Source organism: Nonomuraea jabiensis, from assembly GCF_014204795.1.
Lineage (GTDB): Bacteria > Actinomycetota > Actinomycetes > Streptosporangiales > Streptosporangiaceae > Nonomuraea > Nonomuraea jabiensis.
This window is the reverse complement of record NZ_JACHMB010000001.1, coordinates 2,809,284-2,834,840: the sequence shown is the minus strand read 5'-3', so window position 1 is coordinate 2,834,840 and position 25,557 is coordinate 2,809,284. Positions and strand designations below refer to the sequence as shown.

Here is a 25,557-nt window from a genome sequence, read left to right as displayed (position 1 = left end):
CTTGTGGAGGAACACCCCCGCATGCGCGGGGCCGACGTCGTCGGCGGCGTTGTGGGCGGGGCGGTTGCGGGAACACCCCCGCATGCGCGGGGCCGACGACCGTCCAGCCCGCGAACATGTCGCCAAAGGCGGAACACCCCCGCATGCGCGGGGCCGACTCTACTCCTCGGATAGATCCATCAAAGCCCCTCGGAACACCCCCGCATGCGCGGGGCCGACGGCCTGATCCTCGGGCAGCCCGGCCTTGACGACGGAACACCCCCGCATGCGCGGGGCCGACGTGCAGACCGGCCACGGCGGCCAGGTCGATGGCGGAACACCCCCGCATGCGCGGGGCCGACACCATGATGCGGATCAGCATCGCCATGCTGTCCGGAACACCCCCGCATGCGCGGGGCCGACGGTCGCCGACGACGGCACGTACACGATCCCGCAGGAACACCCCCGCATGCGCGGGGCCGACCTTCGCGTCCCTACGCTGCCGTTCTTCGCGAGCGGAACACCCCCGCATGCGCGGGGCCGACCTTTGATCATCTGCTGGACTACCGGCATCACGCGGAACACCCCCGCATGCGCGGGGCCGACTCATCCCACCCAGGCCCGGGGGCATCCCCATGTGGAACACCCCCGCATGCGCGGGGCCGACAACCTGGTGGCCAACGCGATATCCCGATGCAGCGGAACACCCCCGCATGCGCGGGGCCGACGCCATTCCAGCGCCGAAGAACTCGCCAAAGTAAGGAACACCCCCGCATGCGCGGGGCCGACCCGGGAGATGTAGCTCCGCTCCGGGGATCTTGGGGAACACCCCCGCATGCGCGGGGCCGACACTTGTTCACCTGCGGGTTTACCAGCGGAGTGCGCTGGTTTCCTTCGGTTGCGAATCGGTGGGCTGCTGCATTCCCTGCCTACGGCTTATCTTCAGGTTGATCGTCCTGCTAACGCTACGCAGAAGTTGAACGATACCGGAGATGCGCCGTGGGGCTCTGTTTTGTCGGTGGCGGCGGTTAGGGTGCGGGCTTGATGGGAGGAGGTGTGATGAATTGGCATGACGCGCTTGACTGCGATCCGGTCGTGATGCGGCAACTTGGTGCGCTATGGGGTAAATCGCGCCAGAAAGCAGGAGGCAGGACAAATCTTCTGCTTTCGCATCTATTGGACACTGCGGCGGTGGCGGAGCAAATATGGGATAACTATCTGGCTCCCTCCACAAAACGGGTGTTGAACACGCTTTCGCAGGGCCGAGGCAGGCTGTTTTTCGCGTGGTTGTGTGGGATTCATGACTGCGGTAAGGCGACTCCGGCATTCCAGAGGGTCGACGCGGAGGGAGCGGACGCGGTCCGACGGGCTGGGTTGAGCTGGATCGAGCCGGTGGTGCAGAAGGCCCGATGGCGGCATGACAAGGCTGGCGGAACGCTCCTGCTGCGTCTGCTGAAGGAGGCCGGCTGGGAGGCCGAGCAGATCGCCTGGTTGTGGCCACTGGTCGCCGGTCATCACGGGACGGTGCCGTCGAAGGGGGCGCTGCTGGGGCTGCGGACGGGTCGGGGCGAACCTCAAGGAAAAGGTCCCGCCTGGGCGCGCGTACAGGCGGCGGTGGTGGAGGTGTTCACGCGGCTGGTCGGATTCGGAGATCTGGCCGACGTGCAGCCTCAACAGGTGCCCGGCCGGGCGGTGCAGCTGCAGCTCAGCGGCATGGTGGTGATGGCGGACTGGATCGCCAGCGATGAGCGGCACTTCCCTGGCGTCGACGACCTGGGCGATGTGACCATGCAGGGAGCTCGGGACCGCGCGGTGAAGGCGTGGGGGCGACTCGGCCTGAGAGGCGGCTGGGGACGGCTGGATGTCCCGAAGCTGGACGCCTTCGTGTGCCGGTTTGATCAACCGCCTCGCCCATCACAGGAGCTCGTGCTCGACGTGGCCCGCCGGATGCCGGCGCCGGGATTGCTGATCGTCGAGGCGCCGATGGGGGAGGGCAAGACCAAGGCGGCGCTGGGCGCGGCCGAGGTGCTGGCCGCCAGGTTCGGCGCTGACGGGGTGTTTGTAGGGATGCCGACGCAGGCGACGAGCGACCCGATGTTCAGCCAGGTCCGCACCTGGTTGAACAAGATCGATCCTGAGCTGGCAGGTCAGGTGGCGCTGCTGCACGGCAAGCGGATGTTCAACAAGGAGTGGCAGAGTCTGCTGGACGGGTCGGACGCCGACCCCGACAGCTTCTATGGCGGTATCGAGGAAGACGACCTGTATGGTCTGGCCGACTCCCCGTTCGGCGACGCGGGGACGGCGGAGCGGCAGGCGCCGGCGGAATGGTTCCTGGGGCGTAAGCGCGGGTTGCTCAGCCCGTTCGTGGTCGGCACGATCGATCAGCTGCTGTTTGCGGCGACGCGGACCAAGCACGTGATGCTGCGCGCCGCCGGGCTGATGGGCAAGGTCGTGGTCCTGGACGAGGTGCACGCCGCTGACGTGTACATGTCCCAGTTTCTGCTGGAGGGATTGCGCTGGCTGGGGCAGGCGCAGGTGCCGGTCGTGCTGTTGTCGGCCACCTTGCCTCCCGCACAGCGCCGCGCGTTCGTTGCAGCGTATCTGGCTGGTACAGCTTCGGCGGAGACGTTCGACGTCACGGATTTGCCGCCGCCGCAGAGCTATCCGAGCGTCAGCGCAGCGTGCCTGGTCGACGGCCGGGCCGTCTACGACGTCGATGACGCGCCGCAGTGGCGGCCGGACCTGGACGTGAAGGTGACCGTCCTGCCGGAGATTCACGGCGCGGACACAGCAGAAGAAGAGAGCCGGCAGGCTGAGAACGACCTCGCCGACCTGCTGCAGGACCGGCTGGCTCAGGGCGGGTGCGCGCTGGTGATTCGGAACACCGTGCCCCGGGCACAGCGTGCGTACCAGGTGCTGCGCGAGCGGTTCGGCGATGGTGACGTGCGACTGCTGCACGGTCGCATGACCGCACATGATCGCGCGGAGGGCACCGAGGAATGCTTGCAATCGCTGGGCCCGCCGGGCAATGACGGAGTACGACGGCCGGAGCGGCTGATCCTGGTCGCGACACAGCTGGCCGAACAGTCCTTCGACGTGGACGCGGACGTGCTGGTCACCGATCTGACCACGATCGACCTGCTGTTGCAACGGCTCGGCCGGATGCACCGCCATGGCGGGGTAGCTCGGCCGGCACGAGTACGTCGGCCAGAGGTGATCATCACCGGGTTCGCGCCGCATGGAGAGAAGTCGCCGTGGATATTGCCGGCGAGTGAGGCCATCTACGGCCGTTACTTGCTGTTGCGCACTGCCGCCATGGTCTGTGCTGCGGACGGCGGTAGCTGGTCGGTGCCGAGTGAGGTGCCATGTCTGGTCGAGCGCGTGTACGGCGATGCAACCGACGTGGTCCCGCCCGCGTGGAGCGCGGACGAGCAGCAGGCCCGCCAGAAGTGGACGGCCCAGCAGGAGGAACGGGCCCGGAGCGCCGAGCACTTCCTGCTCACCCGCGCTGGCGGGCACACGAATGAGACGCTGGACAGCCTGCACTATGGCGCGGCTCCAGGCAGCCTGGCCGAGCACAGGCTGGAGGCCGTGGTCCGGGATGGGGAGCGCAGCGTGGAGGCGATCCTCGTACGTGAGGACCAGCGGGGCTACCACACGCTGGCAGGCCGCTGGCTGGGAGTCAATGGCGAGGCGCTCTCAGACGAGGTGGTGGAGCAAGTGCTCGGCGCGACCGTACGACTGCCGTCCAAGCTGACTGAGTCGGCCGAGCGCGAACTGGCACCGCTGGACGGATGGCGAAGCCACCCTTGGCTGAAACACAGCCGGGCGCTGAAATTGACGGCCGATACCCCAACCACCCTGGGTGAGTATCAAGTGCGGTACGACAAGAAGCTCGGGCTATTGGTCGACGGCGGTCCACGGCGCCCACCCCGGAGACGCACATGAGCCCCGCACGGCCAGACGGCTTCAGGCACTGCCCTGATGGAGAAGACCGCCCGGCTCGCGCGGGGTTGGATCCCCGCATAGCGGGGCCGACGTATGCCCGAAACACGACCACGGGCCATCCCCGCGCCATCGGTGACGCAGGGCCGACCTACCCCACTTTAGGGATTCCGCAGACGCGGTGACGTCCGGCATGGCACGCTCCAAACCGCAACCTCTAAACAAGACTAGTTAGAGGAGCTCTCAATGTTCGGCTACGACCTGGTCGACTCCCCGTGGCTGCTTCCCCGGCCACGGGGCGAGACCGCCGCAAAACCCCGCTCCTTGCGGGAGACGCTGCTCCACGCGGACCAATTCGACGCGCTGGAAGTCCAGGTCTCCACACATACCCCGGCGCTGTTGCGCCAGGTCCTTCTGCCCGTCGTCATGCACGCTCTAGGACGACCCGCGGACCGCAAACAGTGGGCTCGCCGGTTCGCCAACGGGCGTTTCACCGAGACCGAGCAAGAAACGCTCAGCGCCTATCTGGACGAGGTTCGGCCTCGCTTCGACCTGTTCAGCTCCGAAGCGCCGTTCGCTCAGGCGGCCGGACTGCACACGGCGAAGGACGAGACGAAAGGCTCCGCACTCCTGGTGGCCAGCCAAGCGTCCGGGAACAACGTGCCGCTGTTCTCGACCCGCACCGAGGGCGACCCGCTACCGTTGACCCCGGCTGAGGCGGTCCACTGGCTGCTGCATACACATTGCTGGGACACCGCAGGCATCAAGTCCGGCGCGGCCGACGACACTCTGGCAAAAGCGGGCAAGACCACCGGAAATGTCACAGGTCCCTTGGGGTCGCTAGGCATGATCGTTCCGACGGGGCGCACGTTGTTCGAGACGTTGATGCTCAACATCCCGATCGGACGCCAACCCGCCGATGACCTCCCACAGTGGCGACGCCCACCCTCATCCGGGCAGTGGGCACCCAGACGCGCCACCGGTCTGCTGGACCTATGGACCTGGCAAGCGCGGCGGATCCGCCTGATCCCAGAACAGACCGAGCACGGCTTGAGGGTCTGCCGGGTCGTGCTGTGCGCAGGGGACCGGCTGCAGGCCATCCCGGAATGGGAGCCGCACACGGCCTGGACCTTCGCCAAAGAGACCAAGAGCCCCACGGGCACAGTGCGCCGGCCGCGGCGCCACATACCGGGCAAGGCCGCCTGGCGTGGCATGGAGGCGCTGCTGGCCGCGGAGCGGCAGAACAGTGACGGCGGCATGGAGACCTCGGTGCTGCTGAGCCAGCTCGCCGACCTTCAGGCCGACGATGCTCTTCCCTTCGACTACCCGCTGCAGGTGCAGACGATCGGCATCGTCTACGGCACCCAGTCCGCGGTCGTGGAGGACGTGCTGTTCGACTCGATCCCGCTGCCGATCGCCGGTCTACGCACTGAAACCGACACCTACACCACCTTGGTCGAGGTGACCGAGCAGGCCGAAGACCTGGCACGAGCGGTGAACAACCTGTCGGGCGACCTGCGGCGAGCACGTGGAGCCGATCCGATCCCCTGGAACAAGGGGCAACGTCCCGGCGAGTTCGTGCTGCACGCCCTCGACCCGCTGGTGCGGCGCTTCCTGGTCGGGGTACGGGCCAGCGCGGATGATCCCGACTTGCTGGAGCGGGGCCGTACCGCCTGGGAGAAGCTCGCCCACCGGCAAACCCAGGACGTGGCGGACAAGCTGCTGGCCACGGCCACCGGCAGCGAGTTCGCCGGGCGCGTGGTGAAGAAGGACAAGATGGAGTACGTCTACCGGCTGGCCTCCGCCGAGCAGAACTTCCGCCAGCGGCTACGCGCCGCACTGCCCCGCTGGGCTCAGTCCGTACGCGATGACCCGGACGCCGGCCCCGCGGAACTCCCCGCCTGACGGGCACCCCAGCCAGCCTGAGAACGAGGACACCCATGACCTCCACCAACGATCGCACCGTCCGATATTGGACCCGCTATGTGGCCGCCGACGGCACCTGGCGTCCCAAACAGGGGCCGCCGCCGGGGGAGGACCTGGCCGCCTTCCGCGCCGGACTGGGCCGCCCCGCGGGTACGGTGCCGGCCCTGTGGCCGTACTACACCTCGCCCATCGACGACCGGCTCGCCCGCCAGGGCAAGGTCTCACCCGAGCTGGCGGCCGAGCATGCCGCGCTCGCCCTGTACGGGCTTCATCAGCAGTCCCGCTCCGATCCCATGCACCGCCCCGGAACCCGGCTCGGTCAGGCGCTCCGGCGTCTGCACAAGCAGTCGGAGCACGACAAGGGGTTCTCCCGGGAGGCGGTGGACCGGCGGGTCAACGCCGCCGCCTCGGCCACCCAGGTCCCCGCCTTCCTCACCCACCTGCGCGGCCTGATCTCCCAACTGCGGACCGTAGGCGCGCCGCTGGACTACGACCGGCTGCTGCGCGACATCCACGACTGGCAACGCCCCGACACCCGGCAACTGGCCCGACGCCGGCTCGGACTCGACTACTACGGCTGGCAGCCAACCCCGCAGGCACCTGCCGAGTCCACGCCCAACCCCGAATAACGTTCCCTGATCTCATCCGGAGTTCCCATGGCCAAGCGCCTGTACGTCGACGTGCACATCATCCAGACCGTCCCGCCCGCGAACCTGAACCGCGACGATCAGGGAAACCCGAAGGAGGCCTACTTCGGCGGGCACCGCCGGGCCCGGGTCTCGTCACAGGCGTGGAAGCGCGCCACCCGCACCCGCTTCGCCGAGCACACCCATGAACAGGATCACGCCACCCGAACCAAGCGCATCGCGGCCGAACTCGCCGAGCGGTTGGCCGGTCGCACCGGCCTGGAGACCGAGCAGGCCACCCGCCTGGCCACGGCGCTCCTGCAGCCGCTCGGCATCAAGCCCGGCAAGAAGGCCGGCGACACCGCCTACCTGCTGTTCTTCGGCTACCGCCAGCTGGAGGACATCATCGATCTGGTCACCGACCAGGCCACCGACCTTATCGCCCTGGAGGACGAGGAACTGGCCAAAGCCGTCAAAGACCTCCCGGTCGCCGCGAAACTCCAGCAGGGCCACCCGATGGACGTGGCGATGTTCGGGCGCATGGTCGCCGACATCCCCGCCCTCAACGTCGACGCCGCCGTCCAGGTCGCGCACGCGCTGTCCACCCACGCCGTGGACCTGGAGTTCGACTACTACACCGCCGTCGATGACGAGAACCCGAAGGAAGAGACCGGCGCCGGCATGATCGGCCAGATCGGCTTCAACTCCGCCACTCTGTACCGTTACGCCACCGTCAACGTCCCACAGCTGATCGACAACCTCGGCGACGGCGACGCCGCCCTGACCGCCGTTGACGCCTTCATCGAGCACTTCGCCCGCTCCATCCCCTCCGGGCACCAGAACTCCTTCGCCCACCGCACCTTGCCCAGCCTGCTCGCCGTCGTCGTACGCGAAGACCAGCCGGTCAACCTCGTCTCCGCCTTCGAAAAGCCGCTCCAGCCCGACGAGGAGGGTGAGGGCCTGGCCGCCGACTCCGCAATCCGTCTGGCCGTGGAACACGACCGCGCCACTCGGCAATGGGGAGACACCCCCGCGTACGTCGCCGTCTGCCACACCTTCGACCCCGACCGGCACACCGGCGAACGCCTGACCACGATCCTCGGCCCCAACACCCCCTTCCCCACTCTGATCGCCGACCTACACGCCAGACTGGCCGAGAAGATCGAGCAGACCCGATGACCGCTCCCCAGGCCACGCTGCTACTGCGCCTGGCCGGCCCGTTGCAGTCCTGGGGCGACCGGAGCGTCTTCAACCGCCGCGAGACCCGCCCCGAACCCACCAAATCCGGCATCCTTGGCCTGCTCGCCGCCGCCTCCGGCCGAGCCCGCGAAGAACCCCTGGACGACCTGCTCGGCCTCCATCTCGGCGTCCGAGTCGACCAGCCTGGCAGCCTGCTGCGCGACTACCACACCGTCAGTGACTACCGGGGACGCCCGCTGCCGCAGGCCGGCGTATCCGCCAAAGGCGTGCAAAAGCCCACCTCGCCAGCCAAGCACACGCACGTCACCCAGCGTTTCTACCTCCAGGACGCGGTCTTCCTCGCCGCTCTGCACGGTCCCACCGCCCTTGTGGAGACGCTGGCCGAGGCCGTGCAACGTCCCGCCTTCCCCCTCGCGCTGGGCCGCCGCTCCTGCGTCCCCACCCAGCCCCTCTTCCTCGCCGTCCGCCAAACACCTCTACTCGAGGCACTGGAAAACGAGCCCTGGCAGGCTACCGACACCGCCAAACAGCTCTACGCCCGCGACCGCGGCCGCCCCGCCACAGTTCGCCTCCCGGCCACCGTGGACGACCCCAACGGCGAGGACTCGGCCACCGACGTCCCGCGCTCCTTCGCCCCTCGTGAGCGCAGCTTCACCAGCCGCCGCATCCACCACCTTTGGATCACCCTACCGACCGGATTCTCCAACGCCCGCAGCGCTCCGGACAGCCCGTCCAGCCACGACCCGTTCGCCCTCCTGGGCTGGTGACCACCGACATGACCTATCTATCCCGCATCAGAATCAACCCCCTGCGTGAGAAGAGCCGGGTGCTGCTGGCCAGCCCGCACGCCATGCACGGCGCCGTCATGTACGGCATCCCGGACGCACCCACCGACCAGCGCATCCTGTGGCGTCTTGACGCGGACGACCCCCGCAGGCCCATGTTGTTCGTCCTCACCGCCACCCGCCCGGACTGGAGCCACCTCGTCGAACAGGTCGGCTGGCCCGACGCCGACGGCGAACACGCCGCCATCCGCGACTACGCCCCATTGCTCAGTCAGATCGCCGTCGGCCGCGAGTTCGCTTTCCGCCTCACCGCCAACCCCGTTCAGAACACCTCCACCCCCACCAAGCCCACCGCCACGCAACTCGAACGCGCCGCCGAGACCAAACGCCGGTCCTTCCGCATCGGCCACCGCACGGCCGGCCAGCAACTCGCCTGGTTTCTGTCCCGCACCCAGCAGTGGGGATTCGAGGTCCCACGCGCGCGCACCGACCCGCCCGCCCTCGGCCTGCACGCCGCCGACGACGACCAGCAGCCGTCAACACCCCGCGAGGTACGCATCATCGCCCGAGCGCGCCGCTCCTTCCGCAAGAAGAACAACGGCGCCAAACCGGTCGTCCTGCACACCGCCACTTTTGAAGGCCGGCTACGCATCACTGATGCGGTCGCGTTCACCGAGAGGCTCCTGGGCGGCATCGGCCCGGCCAAGTCCTACGGCTGCGGCCTGCTCACCCTCGCTCCCTTGCCTGGTCTACGGCAGGAGAGGTGATGGCCGACATCTGGCAGAAGGCACACCCTCACGACCTGCACCGCATCGCCGACCGCGTCTCCAGCGTCTACATCGAACGCAGCCACATCGACCGCGACGAGAACGCCGTCGTCGTCATCAACAAACGCGACACCGTCCGTATCCCCGCCGCGATGATCGCTGTCATGCTGGTCGGACCCGGCACCCGCATCACCCACGGCGCCGTTCAACTCCTCGGCGACTCCGGCACCGCCGTGTGCTGGGTCGGCGAACAGGGCGTCCGCCTCTACGCCTCAGGCCTCGGCCCGAGCCGCGGCGCCGGACTGCTCTACCGCCAGGCCTGGCTCGTCACCCGCCCCAAGGAACGCCTCGCCGTCGCCCGCGCCATGTACGGCATGCGCTTTCCCGGCGAAGACGTCTCCGCCATGACCATGCAACAACTGCGCGGACGCGAAGGGGCCCGCGTCCGCAAGCAGTACCAGCACCACTCTCAACGCACCGGCGTGGCCTGGACCGGCCGCGACTACCGCCCCGGCGACCCGTTCGCCACCGGCGACGATCTCAACCGCCTGTTGTCAGCGGCCAACACCGCCCTCTACGGCATCTGCCACGCCGTCATCGTCGGCCTCGGCGCCAGCCCCGGCCTCGGCTTCGTCCACACCGGCTCCGCCACCTCCTTCGTCATGGACATCGCAGACCTCTACAAAGCCGACTACACCATCCCCCTCGCCTTTGACCTGGCTGCCCAAGGCCTGACCGAAGAACGCGACGCCCGCCTCCGCCTGCGCGACCGCATCGCCGAAGACAAACTCCTCGGCCGCATCGTCCGCGACATCAAAACCTTGCTGGCCCTTGATGGGACCGAAGTCCCCGAGATCGATGTCAACGAACTTTGGGACGACAAGGTCGGCACCGTCGCAGGAGGCGTCAACTGGGCCGGAACCGAAGAGTTCCCCGACGATCCCCTCTACGCCGAGTTCAACCAAGCCACCATGGGCGAGGACCACATCGCCGTCATCGGCCCTGACTTCGACAAACCTCTCCACACCGATGAGGCGAGCAACTCATGACCGTCATCGTCCTGGTGGCCGCTCCCGAAGGACTACGCGGCCACCTCACCCGCTGGATGGTCGAAGTCAGCGCCGGCATGTTCGTCGGAAACCCCAGCAAACGCATCCGCGACCGCATCTGGACCCTCCTCGCCAACCGCATCGGCGACGGCCAGGCCATCCTCGTCGAACCCGCCTCCAACGAACAAGGCTGGGCTCTCCGCACGGCCGGGAAAGACCGCTGGTACCCCGTCGACTTCGACGGACTGATTCTCTCCGCCCGCAACCGCCGATAAAACGTCAGCTCAACAATGCCGTCCCCCGGCCTCTTCATCGCGTAACCACCTTCGATGAAGAGGCCGGCTTCACGATGCAGGTCGGTTGGCCCTGCGGGATCACCCGAACGCGCCCATGCTAACCCCACAGATCACGCTATGGCCTCCACATACAGGGATCACGACGACGCCGTGGCGGGTACGCGCACCGACCAACCCACACGTCGCCCATAGAGGGATTTACAACACGGGCGCGGATTCCGAGCATGGCGGTAAACGCCGCGCGTGCGCGGGGCCGACGCCAGTACTTCCCCCCATATCCTCGGCCTGCACGGGAAACCTCCCCGCGTGCGCGGGGTGACAGAGCGGGACTCCGCCAGGCCGGCGCCGCCACGGAACACCCGCGTGCGCGGGGCCTGACAGCGACTGCCCGTCAACGGCGGCATGTGACACGAACACTCCCCGTGTGCGCGGGGCCGACTACGAATTCAAGGTCAACCAGCAGGTCAAGGGGGAACACCCCCCGCGTGCGCGGGGCCGACCATTTGGGACGTGAAGTCCAGCTCCCCACCGGCGGAACATCCCCGCGTGCGCAGGGCCGACGGCTGACGGTCCGGGAACCGCTTCCTTGAGCGTCGGAACATCCCCGCGTGCGCGGGGTCGACTTCGCGAACCGGTCACCGGCCGGGCTGCCTTCCGGAACACTCCGACGTGCGCGGGGCCGACGACGTGCTACTGCACGGGATCAGGCACCTCAGGGGAACACCCCCGCGTGTGCGGGGCCGACGTACGGCCGGGCTCGGTGGCCGGGAAGGCGCTCGGAACACTCCCGCGTGCGCGGGGCCGACGCCACAAGCGACGCCGAGATGGCCAAGGTGTGCGGAACACCCCCGCGTGCGCGGGGCCGACCTCCCCGCGGCACCGCGCGAGGTGGCCATGGAGGGAACACCCCCGCGTGCGCGGGGCCGACGGCGCCTTCCCGGTCAGCATGTGCGACATGTGCGGAACACCCCCGCGTGCGCGGGGCCGACTCTACCTTGGGTCGAGGCGCACGGCATGACCTAGGAACACCCCCGCGTGCGCGGGGCCGACGCGGCGAGGGTGATGACCCACCGGCCGCCGACCGGAACACCCCCGCGTGCGCGGGGCCGACGTGGTCGAAGTTCTGAACGAACGCGTCCATAGCGGAACACCCCCGCGTGCGCGGGGGCGACCCTCATCACCCGGAGGGGCTAACCAGGAAGGGGGGAACGCCCCCGCGTGCGCGGGGCCGACATCAAGCGCGCCTCCATCCCCCTCGGCGACCAGGGAACACCCCCGCGTGCGCGGGGCCGACCCAGACTGCACCTTCCCCCCTCATACTCGTTGGGAACACCCCCGCGTGCGCGGGGCCGACTGGATCAAGAACTCCCCGTCTCGCGCGGGACCAGGAACACCCCCGCGTGCGCGGGGCCGACAGCAGGGTGGCGTACGCCATCCCGAGCGCGACCGGAACACCCCCGCGTGCGCGGGGCCGACTTCTGGTTCGTGAAGATCGTGGTGCCGTTGATGGGAACACCCCCGCGTGCGCGGGGCCGACGGGGAGCTGGGCCCACTCCAACGGCGCACCGCCGGAACACCCCCGCGTGCGCGGGGCCGACACCTACATGATCCGCGCGCACATCCTGCCGCACGGAACACCCCCGCGTGCGCGGGGCCGACCACGGAGGGCCAGGTGTTCGTCCGTCCAGTCGAGGAACACCCCCGCGTGGGCGGGGTCGACGCATCGACAAGGTCGGCCGGGCCGGGGTTGGTCGGAACACCCCCGCGTGCGCGGGGCCGACGCTCAGCTCGTCCACAGGGACTATGAGGCCGAGGGAACACCCCCGCGTGCGCGGGGCCGACTCGCAGGCGGAGAACCCGTGCGCGCTGGTCGGCGGAACACCCCCGCGTGCGCGGGGCCGACACAAGATCCGGGTACCGGTCTTGCCGGTCCTGGGGAACACCCCCGCGTGCGCGGGGCCGACATCGAATATGTCGGTCGTGATGAACCCTCCGGGGGAACACCCCCGCGTGCGCGGGGCCGACGTGACATGGTGAAGATCACGTTGGCCCATCCGAGGAACACCCCCGCGTGCGCGGGGCCGACGTCCCCCTCGGCCTGCATCGCGGCGATGTGCTCGGAACACCCCCGCGTGCGCGGGGCCGACGTCCCCCTCGGCCTGCATCGCGGCGATGTGCTCGGAACACCCCCGCGTGCGCGGGGCCGACAGCAGCTCGGCGAGGGCGTTCGCCTCGCCGCAGGGAACACCCCCGCGTGCGCGGGGCCGACTCGGTGGCGGGGGCGAACTGGTGAGAGACCAGAGGAACACCCCCGCGTGCGCGGGGCCGACCACGTATAAGGCGGCAGGCTCGCCACGTAGTGCGGAACACCCCCGCGTGCGCGGGGCCGACGCATCCCCCCGGGCGAAACCACGTCACGCTACGGGAACACCCCCGCGTGCGCGGGGCCGACGATGGACGCCCACTCCTGGGTGACGTCGGCGGCGGAACACCCCCGCGTGCGCGGGGCCGACAAGTTGAGCCCGTTACGCACGTCGGTGTTCATCGGAACACCCCCGCGTGCGCGGGGCCGACTGACCAGCGAAAACCTAAGGGGTGCAATGGAAGGGAACACCCCCGCGTGCGCGGGGCCGACATTTCGTCCGCCACGATGATGGAATCCCCTTGCGGAACACCCCCGCGTGCGCGGGGCCGACCACCCCAGAGGAATGCCTGGCCGGCCTCCGCGCGGAACACCCCCGCGTGCGCGGGGCCGACCACGTCACGGTGCAGACCACGATCACGACGTTCGGAACACCCCCGCGTGCGCGGGGCCGACGCCTCGACCGCCTGGCAGGCCAGGCTCGCCCCGGGAACACCCCCGCGTGCGCGGGGCCGACCTGCTCCACGACGCCCATCGCGAGGCACTGCACGGAACACCCCCGCGTGCGCGGGGCCGACGAGCTTGAGGACATCCTTTACATGGGTCGCGAAGGAACACCCCCGCGTGCGCGGGGCCGACGGAAGTACAACTATCGCCTGTTGGCGGACATCGGGAACACCCCCGCGTGCGCGGGGCCGACGCGCGGCGATCACAGCGGGCGTCGTTGGGGCGTGGAACACCCCCGCGTGCGCGGGGCCGACCCTCGCGGGTGCTGATCGAGATAGGGTGGCCCAGGAACACCCCCGCGTGCGCGGGGCCGACGGGGGGCGCATGGCGTCAACCGCCTGGATGTGCGGAACACCCCCGCGTGCGCGGGGCCGACGGACGGGTCCTTGATCTCGATGGACAGGGGTACGGAACACCCCCGCGTGCGCGGGGCCGACACTTGTTCACCTGCGGGTTTATCGGCGGAAGGCGCCGTTTTCCTTCGGTTGTGCAACAGCGGGGTGCTGTTTCACCTTCCTGCGCTCCTCTCCAGAAATGCTGGGTCCACTAACTTCGTCGAGGAGGTGAAGGGTATCGCGGTGTGCCTGGCAGCGATGTTTGTCGGTGGCGATGTACCTAGGGTACGGAGTTGGTTGGGGGCACGAGTGCCTTTGAGGCAGTTCAGGGTGGCCCAACCAGGTACGGTTCCAAGCTCCGCTGGGCTATGCCTTCAGACTCGATCGCAGGCCAACGCAAGCTGGCCAGTTTCACAAGGTGACGTGGGCAGGCATCAGCGCCTTGTTGCTGGACGGTTGTAGCCAGCGCGCAGCAGCTAAAGCCTGTATGGCGGGTTTGAAGGGCCGTTCAGTTGTTTTAGGACGGTTTGGGTTTCGGGTGAGGGGGTGACGCCGAGGGCGTTGAGGCGGGCTTTGAGCTGCCGGGCGCGTTGCCGGGCTTCGTCAGTGCGGCCGAGGGTGGTCAGGAGGCGGATGGTAGATCGAGCGGCGCTTTCCATGTCGGGGTCGAGGGCGCAGGCCTGATCGTAGATCTCCAGGGCTCGTTCATCATGTCCTGCGTGTTCGTGGAGAGCACCGAGCTGGAGGAGGGCTTTGATGCTGGCGATGGTGAGCGGCCAGCGGTGGTCCTGATCGAGCCAGTCGTATTTGAGGCCCTTGCAGAGCTGCCCGAGGCATAGGGATGCGGCGGTTTCCAGGGCTGTGAGCTTTTCCTGTGCGTTGGTGGCGGTACGGGCCTCGGCGAGTGCTTGATGGAAGCTCCAGAGGTCGACGTCGATGTGTTGGGGCTCGATGCGGTAGGTCTTGCCGCTACGTTCGATGAAATGGGCCTTCTTGTCGTCAGGGGTGGAGGCGTCGCGAAGGGCGGTACGCAGGTCTTTGAGGGCGGCGTGGAAGCGGTAGCTAGCCAGGGTTTCCTCCAGGTCGGGCCATAGGCGCTCGCAGATCTCCTCGCGGTCCAGTCCCTTCGGGTGAAGGGCGAGGAGGACGAACAGTTCGAGTGCTTTGGTGCGTCGAGTGAGGTCCACGGGTGTGCCGCGTACGTCGATCGCGGGTTCTCCCAGGAGGGTGAACCGTACTGGTTGGGGTGTCGTGCTGGGCGGAGGGATCGGGAGATCGGCTAGCTGTTCGGGGTGTTCGGTGGGCATGCCGTTGCCGGTGGCGAGCGTGTGGAGCACCGACGTTGCGGCATCTGGCGGTAGGTGGAAGAGCGTGACGTTGTCGAGTTCGGTGGCCATGGGGCCGGTTGCTTCGGTGACGTGGTGATTCTGGTCGAGCTCGCAGGTGGTTCCTGATGGTGAATGGCCGGTCAGTACGGCGCCGAGCCCGAGGTGGGCTGTCATGGTCAGGAGGGTGTCCAGGTAGGGGTGGCCGTCGGGACAGCAGGTGGCGAGCAGTAGGGCGGGGAGGGGTTCGCCGGGTTCGGCTTGGCGGAGTTGCTGAATGTCGTTGGCCTCGTAGTCCTGGAGGAGGCCGCGGCGGCCGACGAGTTGTTCTTCGAAGTGGTTGATGGCTTCGTCGAGGGTGGCGGTTAGGTGGAGCTCGGGCAGGTGGTTGGTCAGGGTGGTGATGGTGGCGCCGAACCAGCGTTCGGCGTCTTGGATCGGGATGATGATGCTGGCGCGGTGGGCGTCGGCCTGGGCGAGCAGGTCGAGGATGATGGCGCGGATGCAATCGTCGGCTCCTGAGCCGGTGAGGGCCAGGTTCAGTCCGGACAGGGGCAGGTGTACGGGGTCGTCGTTACGCATTCCGGCTTTGAGCGTGACGGGTGGGTCGATCTCGAACGCCGAGCTGACCAGTTCGAAGTCGTCCGGCGGTGCCGCTTCTGGATCACTGTTGCGGTGTGCTTGTTCGAGCACTCGTACGGCTGGGGATTGGGGTTCTGGGGCGAGCACGCTGACGGGTTCGTCGATGGTCGGGGCGGGCAGACGGCGTCTGCGGTGGAGCCGGGTGGCGGCGAGTGCGACGGCGATGCCCGCGGCGAAGGAGAGCGCCATCATCCCGCCCTGGGGCAGCATGACCACCTCGGCAGAGGTCGCTACTGCGGCCGGTCTCGGAATCTGCGGCGCAGGCTCAGCAGGTGGGTGGGGCGAGGCGGGGTTGAGAACAGGGCGGAGCGCGATTGTTCCGGTGGCCGGATGAGGTGGGGCGATATCCCGGGAGGAGGGCTCTGTCTCGGTGGCGAGGGGAGATGACGAGGTCCGGAAGCTAGGTGGGTCCTCCGAGTGGTGCGACGAAGGGGTGCGATGAGTTGGCTTGGCTGCGTGCCGTTGGAGGGTGCGGCGGTGGACCGACTTGGTCTTCTGCGTGGCACGTCCGTGCTTGGGCAGGATCAGCCGCCAGCCCGGTTCCAGCACGTCAGGGTCGGTTAGCCGGGTCCCGCCAGGCTGTGGGCGTCCTTTGTTCAGCTTGAAGATCTTTTTGTACTGGATGCCCTTTCCGAGGTGCTGCTTGGAGATGCCCCACAGGGTTTCGCCCGAGGTGACGGTATGCGTCCGTAGCCGCGTAGGCTCAGGCTTCCTGGCGTCGGCGGGCAGGTGCAGGGTGCAGCCGGCCTGTAGCCACTCGCCCTGGGTGAAGGGGCGGCCGTCGTTCATGGTGCGGCCCTGGTTCAGGGCGATGATGTCCCGGTAGCGCATCGGGTCGCCGAGCTGCTTTTCGGCGATCGTCCAGAGGGTGTCTCTGGACTGGACTACGTAGGTCACGTACGGCTTCGCAGCCTCGCCCTTGTCCAATGCGGCGGTCGCAGGGTGATCGTGTATCTCTGTGGAGGTCGCGGCGATCGCTGCAGCTGGGATCAGGGCGCGAGGCGCGGCGATGGGGGCGGTCGCGGCCACGGTGATGGTGGTGATCAGGTACGCGGCGAGTCGTTGGAACGGCAGGCGTACCTGGCTGCGCTGGGCGCGGAGCGTGCCCACGAGCTCCACCGTCACCGCGAGGGCGAACAGGGCCCAGCAGGTCCACACCGTGGCCAGCAGCAATGTTTTGATGACGATGGGCTCGCCTGGAGTGGCCAGGTCGTCGAAGGTGGGCAGGTCGATCGGCCAGAAGAAGATCAGAAGGATGGCGGGGATCCCGGCCAGCAGGCCGGTGAGTGCCGCGCCGGCGGCGGTTCTGACGAGCAGTGGATGACGCAGCCCGTACATCGTCATGATTGTCCTTGTTCGATGCCGTGGAACATTCGCGCGGAGGCGGTGGCTGTGGCGGAAACGGTGCCGATGCCGATCAGGAGATCAGGACGGTGGGCTTGGTCACCGTGACGGTGATCCGCACCTGGTTGCCGGTCGTGGAGACGGTGCCGGCGTGGCCGGCCGAGGACAGGTAGGCGCGGGCGGCGTTCGCTGCCTGGGCGGGGTCGATCTTGAACTGGCCGCTGGTGTAGGCGTGGCCGGTGTTCATCTGCCCGGCTCCAGCGCGGGCGGCTTCCTCGGCTGCGGCATAGGCTTCGCGGTAGGCCTGGATCTTGGCGCCGCCGTCCACCATGAGTCCGGCGCACAGCAGCAGTGCGAACGCGACCACTGCGGTGAACAGCGTGACCGAGCCTCTCTCCGCGTTCACGGCTGGTCTCCTCGTGCGCGGTACGGGTCGATTGGACTGGTGAAGCTGCTGGTGATGTTCTTGGTGCCGGGGATTCCTGGTAGGCCGAGGTCGGCCAGGTTCACCTCGCAGGAGACTCGGGCGATCACTGAGGCCGGCCTGCCCAGTGGTGCGGACAAGCCTGCGGTGTCCACGGTCACCGACGGTGCGCATGCCAGTCCTTCACGAGCAAGTGCTGCCCGTGCGCTCGTCACAGCCGCCGATCGGGCAGTGGTGGGATCGCGTGCGAGGGAGGCTTGCCGGGCGGCGTCGCGGGCGGCGGCGTCGAGAGCGCTGCGGGCGAGGGCGACACTGCCCAGCCCGACGACCATCAGCAGCTGCGGGTTCGCACCTCTATGGCCGCGCTCGCCCAGGTGGAGGGCCGCTATCTCGGAGGGCGTCCACCGTACGGCTATCGCCTGGTCGATGCCGGTCCACACCCCAACCCGGCCAAGGCCGCCGACGGCAAGCGCCTGCGTCGCCTTGAGCCGGATCCGCTTACCGGCCCCGTGGTGCAGCGCATCTTCACCGAGTTTCTCGGGGGCAGGGGACTACTCGCCATCGCAGAAGGGATCACCCGCGACGGCATCCTGTGCCCCTCGGCCTACGACCAGGCCAGAAACCGCCATCGCAGCGGGATCGCCTGGTCGAAAGCGGCGGTCCGAGCGATCCTGCTCAATCCTCGCTACACCGGTCGGCAGGTCTGGAACCGGCAGCGCAAGGATGAGGTGCTCATCGACGTCAACGACGTCGCCCTCGGCCACATGACCAAGCTTCGCTGGAATGACCCTGACAACTGGATCTGGTCCCAGCAGGCGGCTCATGAGGCGTTGGTGGAGGACGAGACCTTCGCTCAGGTTCAGGCGCTGCTGGCGGCTCCTGGACGCGCCCAGGAGGGACGTAAGCCTCGCCGGACTCCTCGTCCGTACGTCTTCCGGGGGCTGCTGTTCTGCGGCATCTGTGAGCGGCGTATGCAGGGCAGCTGGAACAACTGCAAGCCGCACTACCGCTGCGTTTTCCCCCGCGAGTACGCGCAGACCAACCAGATAGACCACCCACGCTCCGTCTATGTGAGAGAGGAGCTGATAGTCCAGCCGCTGGATGAGTGGTTGGCCACGATCTTCGATCCCGCACACCTGCCGGACACGATCCGCGCGATGTCCGGCGCCCAGCTCGCCGACGACCACCGCCTGGCAGAACTCGAAACCGTCCGCCAGGCCGTGGCCGAGTGTGAGCGAAAGCTGACCTCCTACCGCGCCCTCGTCGATGCGGGGAGCGATCCGGCTGTGGTCGCCGGCTGGATCGCCGAGACGGAGGCGAAGCGGAAGGTCGAGCAGATGCGCCTGGACAAGGTGATGAGCAAGATCCCGAAACGACTCACCGAAGAGGAGATAGCCGAGATGGTGGCCACGATCGGAGACATACGCAGGGCACTTCGCACTGCGGACCCGCAGGACAAGGCCGAGGTCTATGGCGAGCTCGGCCTGCGCCTGACCTATGAACCGACCCGAAACGCAGTGATCGCCCAAGCTGAGCTTGGGCGATCATGTACGAAACTGTGTCCGAGGGGGGACTTGAACCCCCATGCCCATCACTGGGCACTAGCACCTCAAGCTAGCGCGTCTGCCTATTCCGCCACCCGGACTTGGTGCCTGCACGCGGGACCGTCATCTCGCGTCGGCTCAGTAAGGTTAGCAAACTCTGAGGGGTGCGTCATACCAAGAATCAGCTCGCCCCTCCGAGGTGTCCCCACGGGCCGGGAAATGGGGCGGCCAGGAGCTCCCGATGGGGCCTTGCTGACGTACGCCAGAGGGTGTTGGGGCAGTTGGTGGCGGTTTGGCCGGTGGGGAGTTGGCGATTTTCTGGGTCTCCGATGAAAAGCTCTTGCGGCAACCTTGAGTGCTGCTACGGTTACGGACCGTTGAGGGGTGAGTCCATGGACCGGCCTCACGACCAATGAGGCCGGTTCTGGAGTGCGGGAGGTCACGTGGCGCGCATGGTGGTGCAGCGGAGGGCTGTGGCCCTCGGTGCGCATCGCCTGCCCGTGACCGTCCCGGCGCATGACGTGACCACCGATCGGGTTGACCGGATGGCGCGGTTCGCGGCCGGTGCCCGGCGGCTCGTCGTGCGGGCAGTCACTGTCGGCGCCCTGGTAGCCGCCGGATGGCTGTTCGCCGTCATCTTCGGCATGCTCACCGCCGCCCCGGCGGCGGCCGAAGCGACGACTCCTGCGGCGGACGCGCAAGCGAAGACCACGGCCGCGCAGACCGTGGACGCAGCCGCGTCCGCTCAGGTGCTTCACTCCCTCACCAGCCCCGATGACAACGCCGAGGCCATGGCCGGGCGTACGGTCGACGGGCTCAACAGCCAGCGGGATCCTGGCCTGCCATCGCCATCCACCGCCGGAAAGATCCTGGACACCAATGGCTTGGTGCCCAACGGCGGTGGCAGCGGCTCGTTCGGGGCCGCTGCGGGGGACGTCGCGAGGTCCTTGTTCGACCCGCGACTGCAGGTGCGGCGCGCCCTCGTGGCGCGGGTGCCTGCCCCCGTCGTCCGCACAGCGGCGGACGACCCCTCCTTCTCGCCTGACTGATCCCGCCTTGCAGCTGCCGGTCCTTGAGTTGGCCGGCCCCTTTCCGAAGTAACGCGGTTGAGCGCGATCTGAGACGCCTCTCCGCCGGCGGGTGCACAAACACGTCAGTTCAGCTGTTCGCGAACCCGAGGTCTCCGCTGTGCGCGAAACCTCGCACGGCCTCGGGCTGCCCGCGAACCGCTCCGTTTTCCCCCAAAGAAGATATCCCCCCAAGAAGAACCACTAGGAGCATTCATCATGCGTACGTGGGCAAAGGCATCTACTCCCGCGGCCCTGCTCGCCGTTGCCGTCATGTCGTTCGGCGGCGGCACCGCCCTGGCCGACACCTCGGGCGACGCGTCCGTCGGCGGCGGCAACCAGGTCGACCTGCCGATCTCCCTGCCCATCGACATCAGCGGCAACTCCGTCGGCGCGGTCGGCAGCTCCTCGGCCTCCTCGCAGGGCGGCGCCCAGGTCGTCAACAAGGGCGGCATCCCCGGCAACCGCACCTCGGGCAACGCGAGCGTGCTCGGCGGCAACCAGGTGAACGCGCCCATCAGCGCCCCGGTCAACGCCTGCGGCAACGCCATCTCCCTGGTCGGCAGGTCCGACGCGGGCTGCAAGGGCGGCGCCGCCGTTCGCAACCAGGGCAAGGGCGGCGCGGGCGGTAACCGTACCTCCGGCGACGCCAGCGTGCTCGGCGGAAACCAGATCACCGCGCCGATCTCCGCGCCGATCAACGCCTGCGGCAACGCGGTCGCGATCTTCGGCGACGCGACGGCGGGCTGCAAGGGCGGCTCCAGCGTCCACAACACCGGGACGGGCGCGGGCGGCAACCGCACCTCGGGCAACGCGAGCGTGCTCGGCGGCAACCAGGTCGTCGCGCCGATCTCCGCGCCGGTGAACATCTGCGGCAACGCCGTCGCCGTCGCCGGCCGGGCGTTCGCGGGCTGCAAGGGCGGCTCGACCGTCACCAACGGCGGCGGCCACCGGGGCGGCTACCACGGACCCCGCGGCCCCGTGGGCTCCTCGGGCAACGACACCGACGGGCGCTTCGGGGTCGGCAGCGGCAACCAGGTGATCGCCCCGATCAGCGCGCCCATCAACGTCTGCGGCAACGCCGTGGGCAACGCCGCCGCCAGGTGCGAGGGCGGCTCCAAGGTGGAGAACACCCGCCGCGGGTCCGGGGCGGGCGGCAACGTCACCTCCGGCCAGGCGGGCGTCCTCAGCGGCAACCAGGTGGTGGCGCCGATCAGCGCGCCCGTCAACGTCTGCGGCAACGCGGTGGCCCTGGTCGGGCACGCGTTCGCCGGCTGCAAGGGCGGCGCCCGCGTGAAGAACGGCGGCACCGGCGCCGGTGGCAACCACACCTCCGGCCGGGCCGGCGTGCTGAGCGGCAACCAGGTCATCGCGCCGATCACCGCCCCGATCAACATCTGCGGCAACGCGGCCGCCGTGCTCGGCGCCTCCAGGGCCCACTGCAAGGGCGGGGCCAAGGTCGACCGCACCGGTGGCGGCGGCAACCACACCTCCGGCCGCGCCGGGGTGCTCGCGGGCAACCAGGTCATCGCGCCGATCGCCGCTCCCATCAACGTCTGCGGCAACGCTGTGGCCGTCCTCGGTGACGCCGCGGCCGGGTGCCTCGGCGGGGCCAACGTCGGCAGGCCCGAGTACGGGCACGGCTACGTCCGCGGCAGCGTCGAGAGGACGGCCGGCAAGGGCACCAAGGGCGGCCTGCTGCCCATGCTGCCCGCCGTCCCGGTCCTCGGCGGCGTGCAGGACCTCGCCGGCGTCGCCCAGAAGGGCAACGACCTGGCCGGGGCTCCCCAGCAACTGGGCGTGGCCGGCAAGCTGCAGGAGGTCACGGGTACGGGTCTGACCTCGGTGCCGCTGGTCGAGGACGCCGCCCAGACGTTCGGCCTGCCGAGCCTGCCCGAGCTGCCCGGCCTGCCCGCCCAGGCGCAGGCCCCGGCCCAGCCGAAGAAGAAGACGCACGCGGCCGGCCGGACCGACGGCGCCGGGCGCCCCGCCTCCGGCGGCGCCGTGTCGGTGCTCGCCCCGGCGACCGGTCTGGTGGCCGGCACCCCGGTCGGCGGGGCCGTCACCTCGGCCTCCCGCGGCCTGCCGGTCAGCGGCCTGATGAGCGCCGAGCAGCCCGCCGGCCTCGGCGGGATGAACTCCAGCTCCCTGCTCGCCCTCGTGATCGGCGCCATGTTCGCCGCCTCGGCGACGCTGTTCGGGACCGCCCGCCGGTTCCGGTTCGGCCGGAAGTAAGGGAATCAGGCAGCACGTAACAAGCAGGGCTACCGCTCACAGCCTGTGAGCGGTCAGCGTTAGACGCTTTGCCCGTTCCGGGGGCGCGGCCCGGGGCGGGCAAAGCCATGTCCGGGGTTCACAGCGTGCTGCGTACCCGTATGACCTTCCGGCGTAGCCGTACGTGACGGCTCCCGTCGGGGTACACGCGTACGCGGGCCAGCTCCCACTGCCCGTACTCTGCGTGTTCGGTCAGCAGCTGACGTGCTGCTTCACGAGTGAGATCGCGTGGAATGAAGATATCCATGTAGGAGTAGTCGAGCACAACGATTAGTCTCCAGGGTGAGTCAGGGCGCCATGCCGCTCGATGGGCCTTATTCTGCGTGCTTGTGGGTGGACCCGGAAGCTAGTGGGTAGCCCGGGGGAAGGAAATTTCCGCGAGTCGGGTTACCTTTCAGTCTGTGCCGACTCCCGGCAGGGGGATTTGCAAAGCGAACAGCGAGGTAGGAAGCAGCGTGCCAGCCAAGAACGGCAGCGCCGGCGGAACACGCCTGGTGATAGTCGAGTCGCCCGCCAAGGCGAAGACGATCGCCGGGTACCTCGGGCGCGGCTACATCGTCGAATCGAGCATCGGCCACATCCGTGACCTTCCGGAGAAGGCCGACGACATCCCCGAGAAGTACAAGGGAGCCCCATGGGCCCGCCTCGGGGTCAACGTCGAGCACGAGTTCGAGCCGCTGTACGTCGTCAACCCGGACAAGCGGTCGCAGGTCAACAAGCTGCGGCAGCTGCTGAAGGACGCCGACGAGCTCTACCTGGCCACTGACGAGGACCGCGAGGGCGAGGCCATCGCCTGGCACCTGCGCGAGGTGCTCAAGCCCAAGGTCCCGGTCCACCGCATGGTGTTCCACGAGATCACCCCGCAGGCCATCCAGGACGCCGTGGCCAACCCGCGCGACCTCAACCTGCGCCTGGTCGACGCCCAGGAGACCCGGCGCATCCTCGACCGCCTCTACGGCTACGAGGTCAGCCCGGTCCTGTGGAAGAAGGTCAAGCCCCGCCTGTCGGCCGGCCGCGTGCAGTCCGTGGCCACGAGGCTGGTGGTGGAGCGCGAGCGGGAGCGCATGGCGTTCACGCCCGCCCACTACTGGGACCTGCAGGCGCTCTTCGACACCAACAAGCCCGAGGAGCGGCCGCGTGACTTCACCGCGACCCTCACGGGGGTCGACGGCAAGCGGGTGGCGCAGGGCCGCGACTTCGCCAGCACCGGGCGGCTCAAGAACGTCGACGTGCTCCACCTGTCGGAGGCGGCCGCGGGCGAGCTGGCCGGGCGGCTGAGGGGCGCGTCGTTCGAGGTCAGGTCTGTCGAGCGCAAGCCGTACACGCGCAAGCCGTACGCGCCGTTCCGGACGACCACGCTGCAGCAGGAGGCCAGCCGGAAGCTGGGGTTCTCCGCTAAGTACACGATGCAGGTGGCGCAGCGGCTCTACGAGAACGGCTTCATCACCTACATGCGTACCGACAGCATCACGCTGTCGGAGACCGCCGTGGCGGCCGCCAGGTCCCAGGCGATCAAGCTGTACGGGGCCGCGTACGTGCCCGACAAGCCGCGCGTCTACAGCAGCAAGGTGAAGAGCGCGCAGGAGGCGCACGAGGCGATCCGGCCGTCGGGCGAGGAGTTCCGCACGCCGGGCGAGACCGGGCTGTCGGGCGACATGTTCCGGCTGTACGAGCTGATCTGGCAGCGCACGGTGTCCTCGCAGATGAAGGACGCGGTCGGCGAGTCGGTCACGGTCAAGGTGGCCGGCAGGTCGTCGTCGGGCGAGGACGTCGAGTTCAGCGCGTCCGGGCGGACGATCACGTTCTACGGGTTCCTCAAGGCGTACGTGGAGGGGGCCGACGACCCCTCGACCGACCGTGACGACTCCGAGAAGCGGCTGCCGAACCTGGCGGAGGGCGACGCGCTCAGCGTCACCAGGCTCGACGTGGCGGGCCACTCGACCAAGCCGCCCGCGCGTTACACCGAGGCGTCGTTGGTCAAGGAGCTGGAGGACCGCGAGATCGGGCGGCCTTCGACGTACGCCTCGATCATCGGGACCATCCTCGACCGCGGCTACGTGTTCAAGAAGGGCACGGCGCTGGTGCCGTCGTTCCTGGCGTTCGCCGTGGTCAACCTGCTGGAGCAGCATTTCGGCAACCTGGTCGACTACGACTTCACGGCCGAGATGGAGAAGGTCCTCGACGACATCGCCAACGACCGGGCCGAGCGGGTGCCCGAGCTGCAGCGCTTCTACTACGGCTCCGACGGCGACGAGGGCCTGAAGGAGATGGTCACCGACCTCGGTGACATCGACGCCAAGGAGATCAGCTCGTTCCCGGTCAAGGGCACGGACATCGTGCTGCGGGTCGGGCGCTACGGGCCTTACCTCGATCGGGACGGCGCGCGGGTCAACGTGCCGGAGGACATGACGCCCGACGAGCTGACGGCGGAGAAGGCCGAGGAGCTGTTCTCCAGGCCGACGGGCGACCGGGAGCTCGGGCGCGACCCGGTGACCGGCAACATGATCGTGGCCAAGGACGGCCGGTACGGCCCGTACGTGACGGAGGTCCTGCCCGAGCCGCCCGAGGACGAGGCGCCCAAGAGGCGGACGAAGAAGGCCGACGCGCCGAAGCCGCGCACGTCCTCGCTGTTCAAGTCGATGTCGCTGGACACGATCACGTTCGAGGACGCGCTCAAGCTGCTGACGATCCCCAGGGTCGTGGGCGAGCTGGAGGGCGAGGAGGTCGTGGCCTCCAACGGCAAGTTCGGCCCGTACCTGAAGAAGGGCTCCGACTCGCGCTCGCTCGCCTCGGAAGAAGACCTGCTGACGGTCACGATCGAGCAGGCCAAGGAGCTGTTCGCGCAGCCGAAGCAGCGCGGGCGGCGGGCCGCGGCGGCGGCGCCGCTGCGCGAGCTGGGCGCCGACCCCAACTCCAAGAAGCCCATCGTGGTGAAGGAGGGGCGGTTCGGGCCTTACGTGACCGACGGCGAGACGAACGCCTCGCTGCGCAAGGGCGACACGGTCGAGGACATCACCACCGAGCGGGCGGCCGAGCTGCTGGCCGAGCGGCGCGAGCGGGCGCCGGCGGCCAAGAAGACCACCACGAGGAAGGCGCCGGCGAAGAAGGCTCCCGCCAAGAAGCCGGCGGCCAAGTCGTAGGGCGAGCCGCGAGACCTTGC

At 68.7% G+C, this 25,557-nt stretch carries 14 protein-coding genes, 1 tRNA gene, 1 pseudogene and 2 CRISPR repeat arrays (1 of these 18 cut by a window edge); of the genes and pseudogenes, 12 read left to right on the top strand and 4 right to left on the bottom strand.

Features of this window, described 5'->3' with window-relative positions; translation table 11 throughout:
• Positions 1-829: direct repeats of the CRISPR family, unit length 28 nt; unit sequence GGAACACCCCCGCATGCGCGGGGCCGAC (it extends 6,481 nt beyond the left edge of the window).
• 209 nt (positions 830-1,038) lie between these two features.
• The 8 genes from cas3 (at position 1,039) to cas2e (ending at position 10,552) form a co-directional block, all read left to right on the top strand.
• Positions 1,039-3,927, top strand: coding sequence for a CRISPR-associated helicase Cas3' (gene cas3, locus HD596_RS12345; RefSeq protein WP_221519295.1), 2,889 nt, complete (start codon positions 1,039-1,041; stop codon positions 3,925-3,927).
• 243 nt (positions 3,928-4,170) lie between these two features.
• Complete coding sequence (gene casA / locus HD596_RS12340; protein WP_185069390.1) at positions 4,171-5,829, top strand: type I-E CRISPR-associated protein Cse1/CasA; 1,659 nt, start codon at positions 4,171-4,173, stop codon at positions 5,827-5,829.
• 35 nt (positions 5,830-5,864) lie between these two features.
• Positions 5,865-6,479, top strand: a complete 615-nt coding sequence (gene casB / locus HD596_RS12335; RefSeq protein WP_185069389.1) for a type I-E CRISPR-associated protein Cse2/CasB — start codon at positions 5,865-5,867, stop codon at positions 6,477-6,479.
• Between the two features lie 27 nt (positions 6,480-6,506).
• A complete protein-coding gene (cas7e, locus tag HD596_RS12330; RefSeq protein ID WP_185069388.1) occupies positions 6,507-7,655 on the top strand; it encodes a type I-E CRISPR-associated protein Cas7/Cse4/CasC in 1,149 nt (382 codons plus the stop codon).
• A complete protein-coding gene (gene cas5e, locus HD596_RS12325) occupies positions 7,652-8,443 on the top strand; it encodes a type I-E CRISPR-associated protein Cas5/CasD (RefSeq protein WP_185069387.1) in 792 nt (263 codons plus the stop codon). The genes cas7e and cas5e overlap by 4 nt, the downstream gene beginning before the upstream one ends.
• Positions 8,440-9,228, top strand: a complete 789-nt coding sequence (gene cas6e, locus HD596_RS12320; RefSeq protein WP_221519294.1) for a type I-E CRISPR-associated protein Cas6/Cse3/CasE — start codon at positions 8,440-8,442, stop codon at positions 9,226-9,228. The genes cas5e and cas6e overlap by 4 nt, the downstream gene beginning before the upstream one ends.
• Positions 9,228-10,277 carry a type I-E CRISPR-associated endonuclease Cas1e gene (gene cas1e / locus HD596_RS12315; protein WP_185069386.1) on the top strand — a complete coding sequence of 350 codons (1,050 nt, stop codon included), beginning with the start codon at positions 9,228-9,230 and terminating at the stop codon, positions 10,275-10,277. The genes cas6e and cas1e overlap by 1 nt, the downstream gene beginning before the upstream one ends.
• Positions 10,274-10,552 (top strand): type I-E CRISPR-associated endoribonuclease Cas2e, encoded by a 279-nt coding sequence (gene cas2e, locus HD596_RS12310; protein ID WP_185069385.1) that lies wholly within the window; start codon positions 10,274-10,276, stop codon positions 10,550-10,552. The genes cas1e and cas2e overlap by 4 nt, the downstream gene beginning before the upstream one ends.
• Positions 10,553-11,045: 493 nt before the next feature.
• Positions 11,046-13,879: direct repeats of the CRISPR family, unit length 28 nt; unit sequence GGAACACCCCCGCGTGCGCGGGGCCGAC.
• Between the two features lie 374 nt (positions 13,880-14,253).
• Here cas2e and HD596_RS12305 read toward each other — a convergent pair.
• Positions 14,254-17,088, bottom strand: coding sequence for an AfsR/SARP family transcriptional regulator (locus HD596_RS12305; RefSeq protein WP_185069384.1), 2,835 nt, complete (start codon positions 17,086-17,088; stop codon positions 14,254-14,256).
• A 73-nt stretch (positions 17,089-17,161) separates the two neighbouring features.
• The gene (locus HD596_RS64740; protein WP_185069383.1) at positions 17,162-17,494 is read right to left on the bottom strand and encodes a pilus assembly protein TadG-related protein; all 333 of its coding nucleotides are present in this window, start codon (positions 17,492-17,494) and stop codon (positions 17,162-17,164) included.
• 374 nt (positions 17,495-17,868) lie between these two features.
• Between HD596_RS64740 and HD596_RS65610 the strand changes: the two are divergent.
• Positions 17,869-18,540 (top strand): annotated as a pseudogene (locus HD596_RS65610) (recombinase family protein); the annotation flags it as partial.
• Between the two features lie 531 nt (positions 18,541-19,071).
• Here HD596_RS65610 and HD596_RS12290 read toward each other — a convergent pair.
• Positions 19,072-19,157, bottom strand: a tRNA-Leu gene (locus HD596_RS12290).
• Between the two features lie 351 nt (positions 19,158-19,508).
• Between HD596_RS12290 and HD596_RS12285 the strand changes: the two genes are divergently transcribed.
• Together HD596_RS12285 and HD596_RS12280 are read left to right on the top strand one after the other, a co-directional pair.
• The gene (locus HD596_RS12285; protein WP_246556008.1) at positions 19,509-20,105 is read left to right on the top strand and encodes a hypothetical protein; all 597 of its coding nucleotides are present in this window, start codon (positions 19,509-19,511) and stop codon (positions 20,103-20,105) included.
• A 237-nt stretch (positions 20,106-20,342) separates the two neighbouring features.
• The gene (locus HD596_RS12280; RefSeq protein WP_185069382.1) at positions 20,343-22,358 is read left to right on the top strand and encodes a chaplin; all 2,016 of its coding nucleotides are present in this window, start codon (positions 20,343-20,345) and stop codon (positions 22,356-22,358) included.
• 118 nt (positions 22,359-22,476) lie between these two features.
• Here HD596_RS12280 and HD596_RS60350 read toward each other — a convergent pair whose 3' ends face one another.
• Complete coding sequence (locus tag HD596_RS60350; RefSeq protein WP_221520381.1) at positions 22,477-22,644, bottom strand: DUF5703 family protein; 168 nt, start codon at positions 22,642-22,644, stop codon at positions 22,477-22,479.
• 208 nt (positions 22,645-22,852) lie between these two features.
• Between HD596_RS60350 and topA the strand changes: the two genes are divergently transcribed.
• Positions 22,853-25,537: a type I DNA topoisomerase gene (gene topA, locus HD596_RS12275; RefSeq protein WP_185069381.1), complete on the top strand. Its 2,685-nt coding sequence runs from the start codon at positions 22,853-22,855 to the stop codon at positions 25,535-25,537.
• The last annotated feature ends 20 nt before the right edge of the window (positions 25,538-25,557 follow it).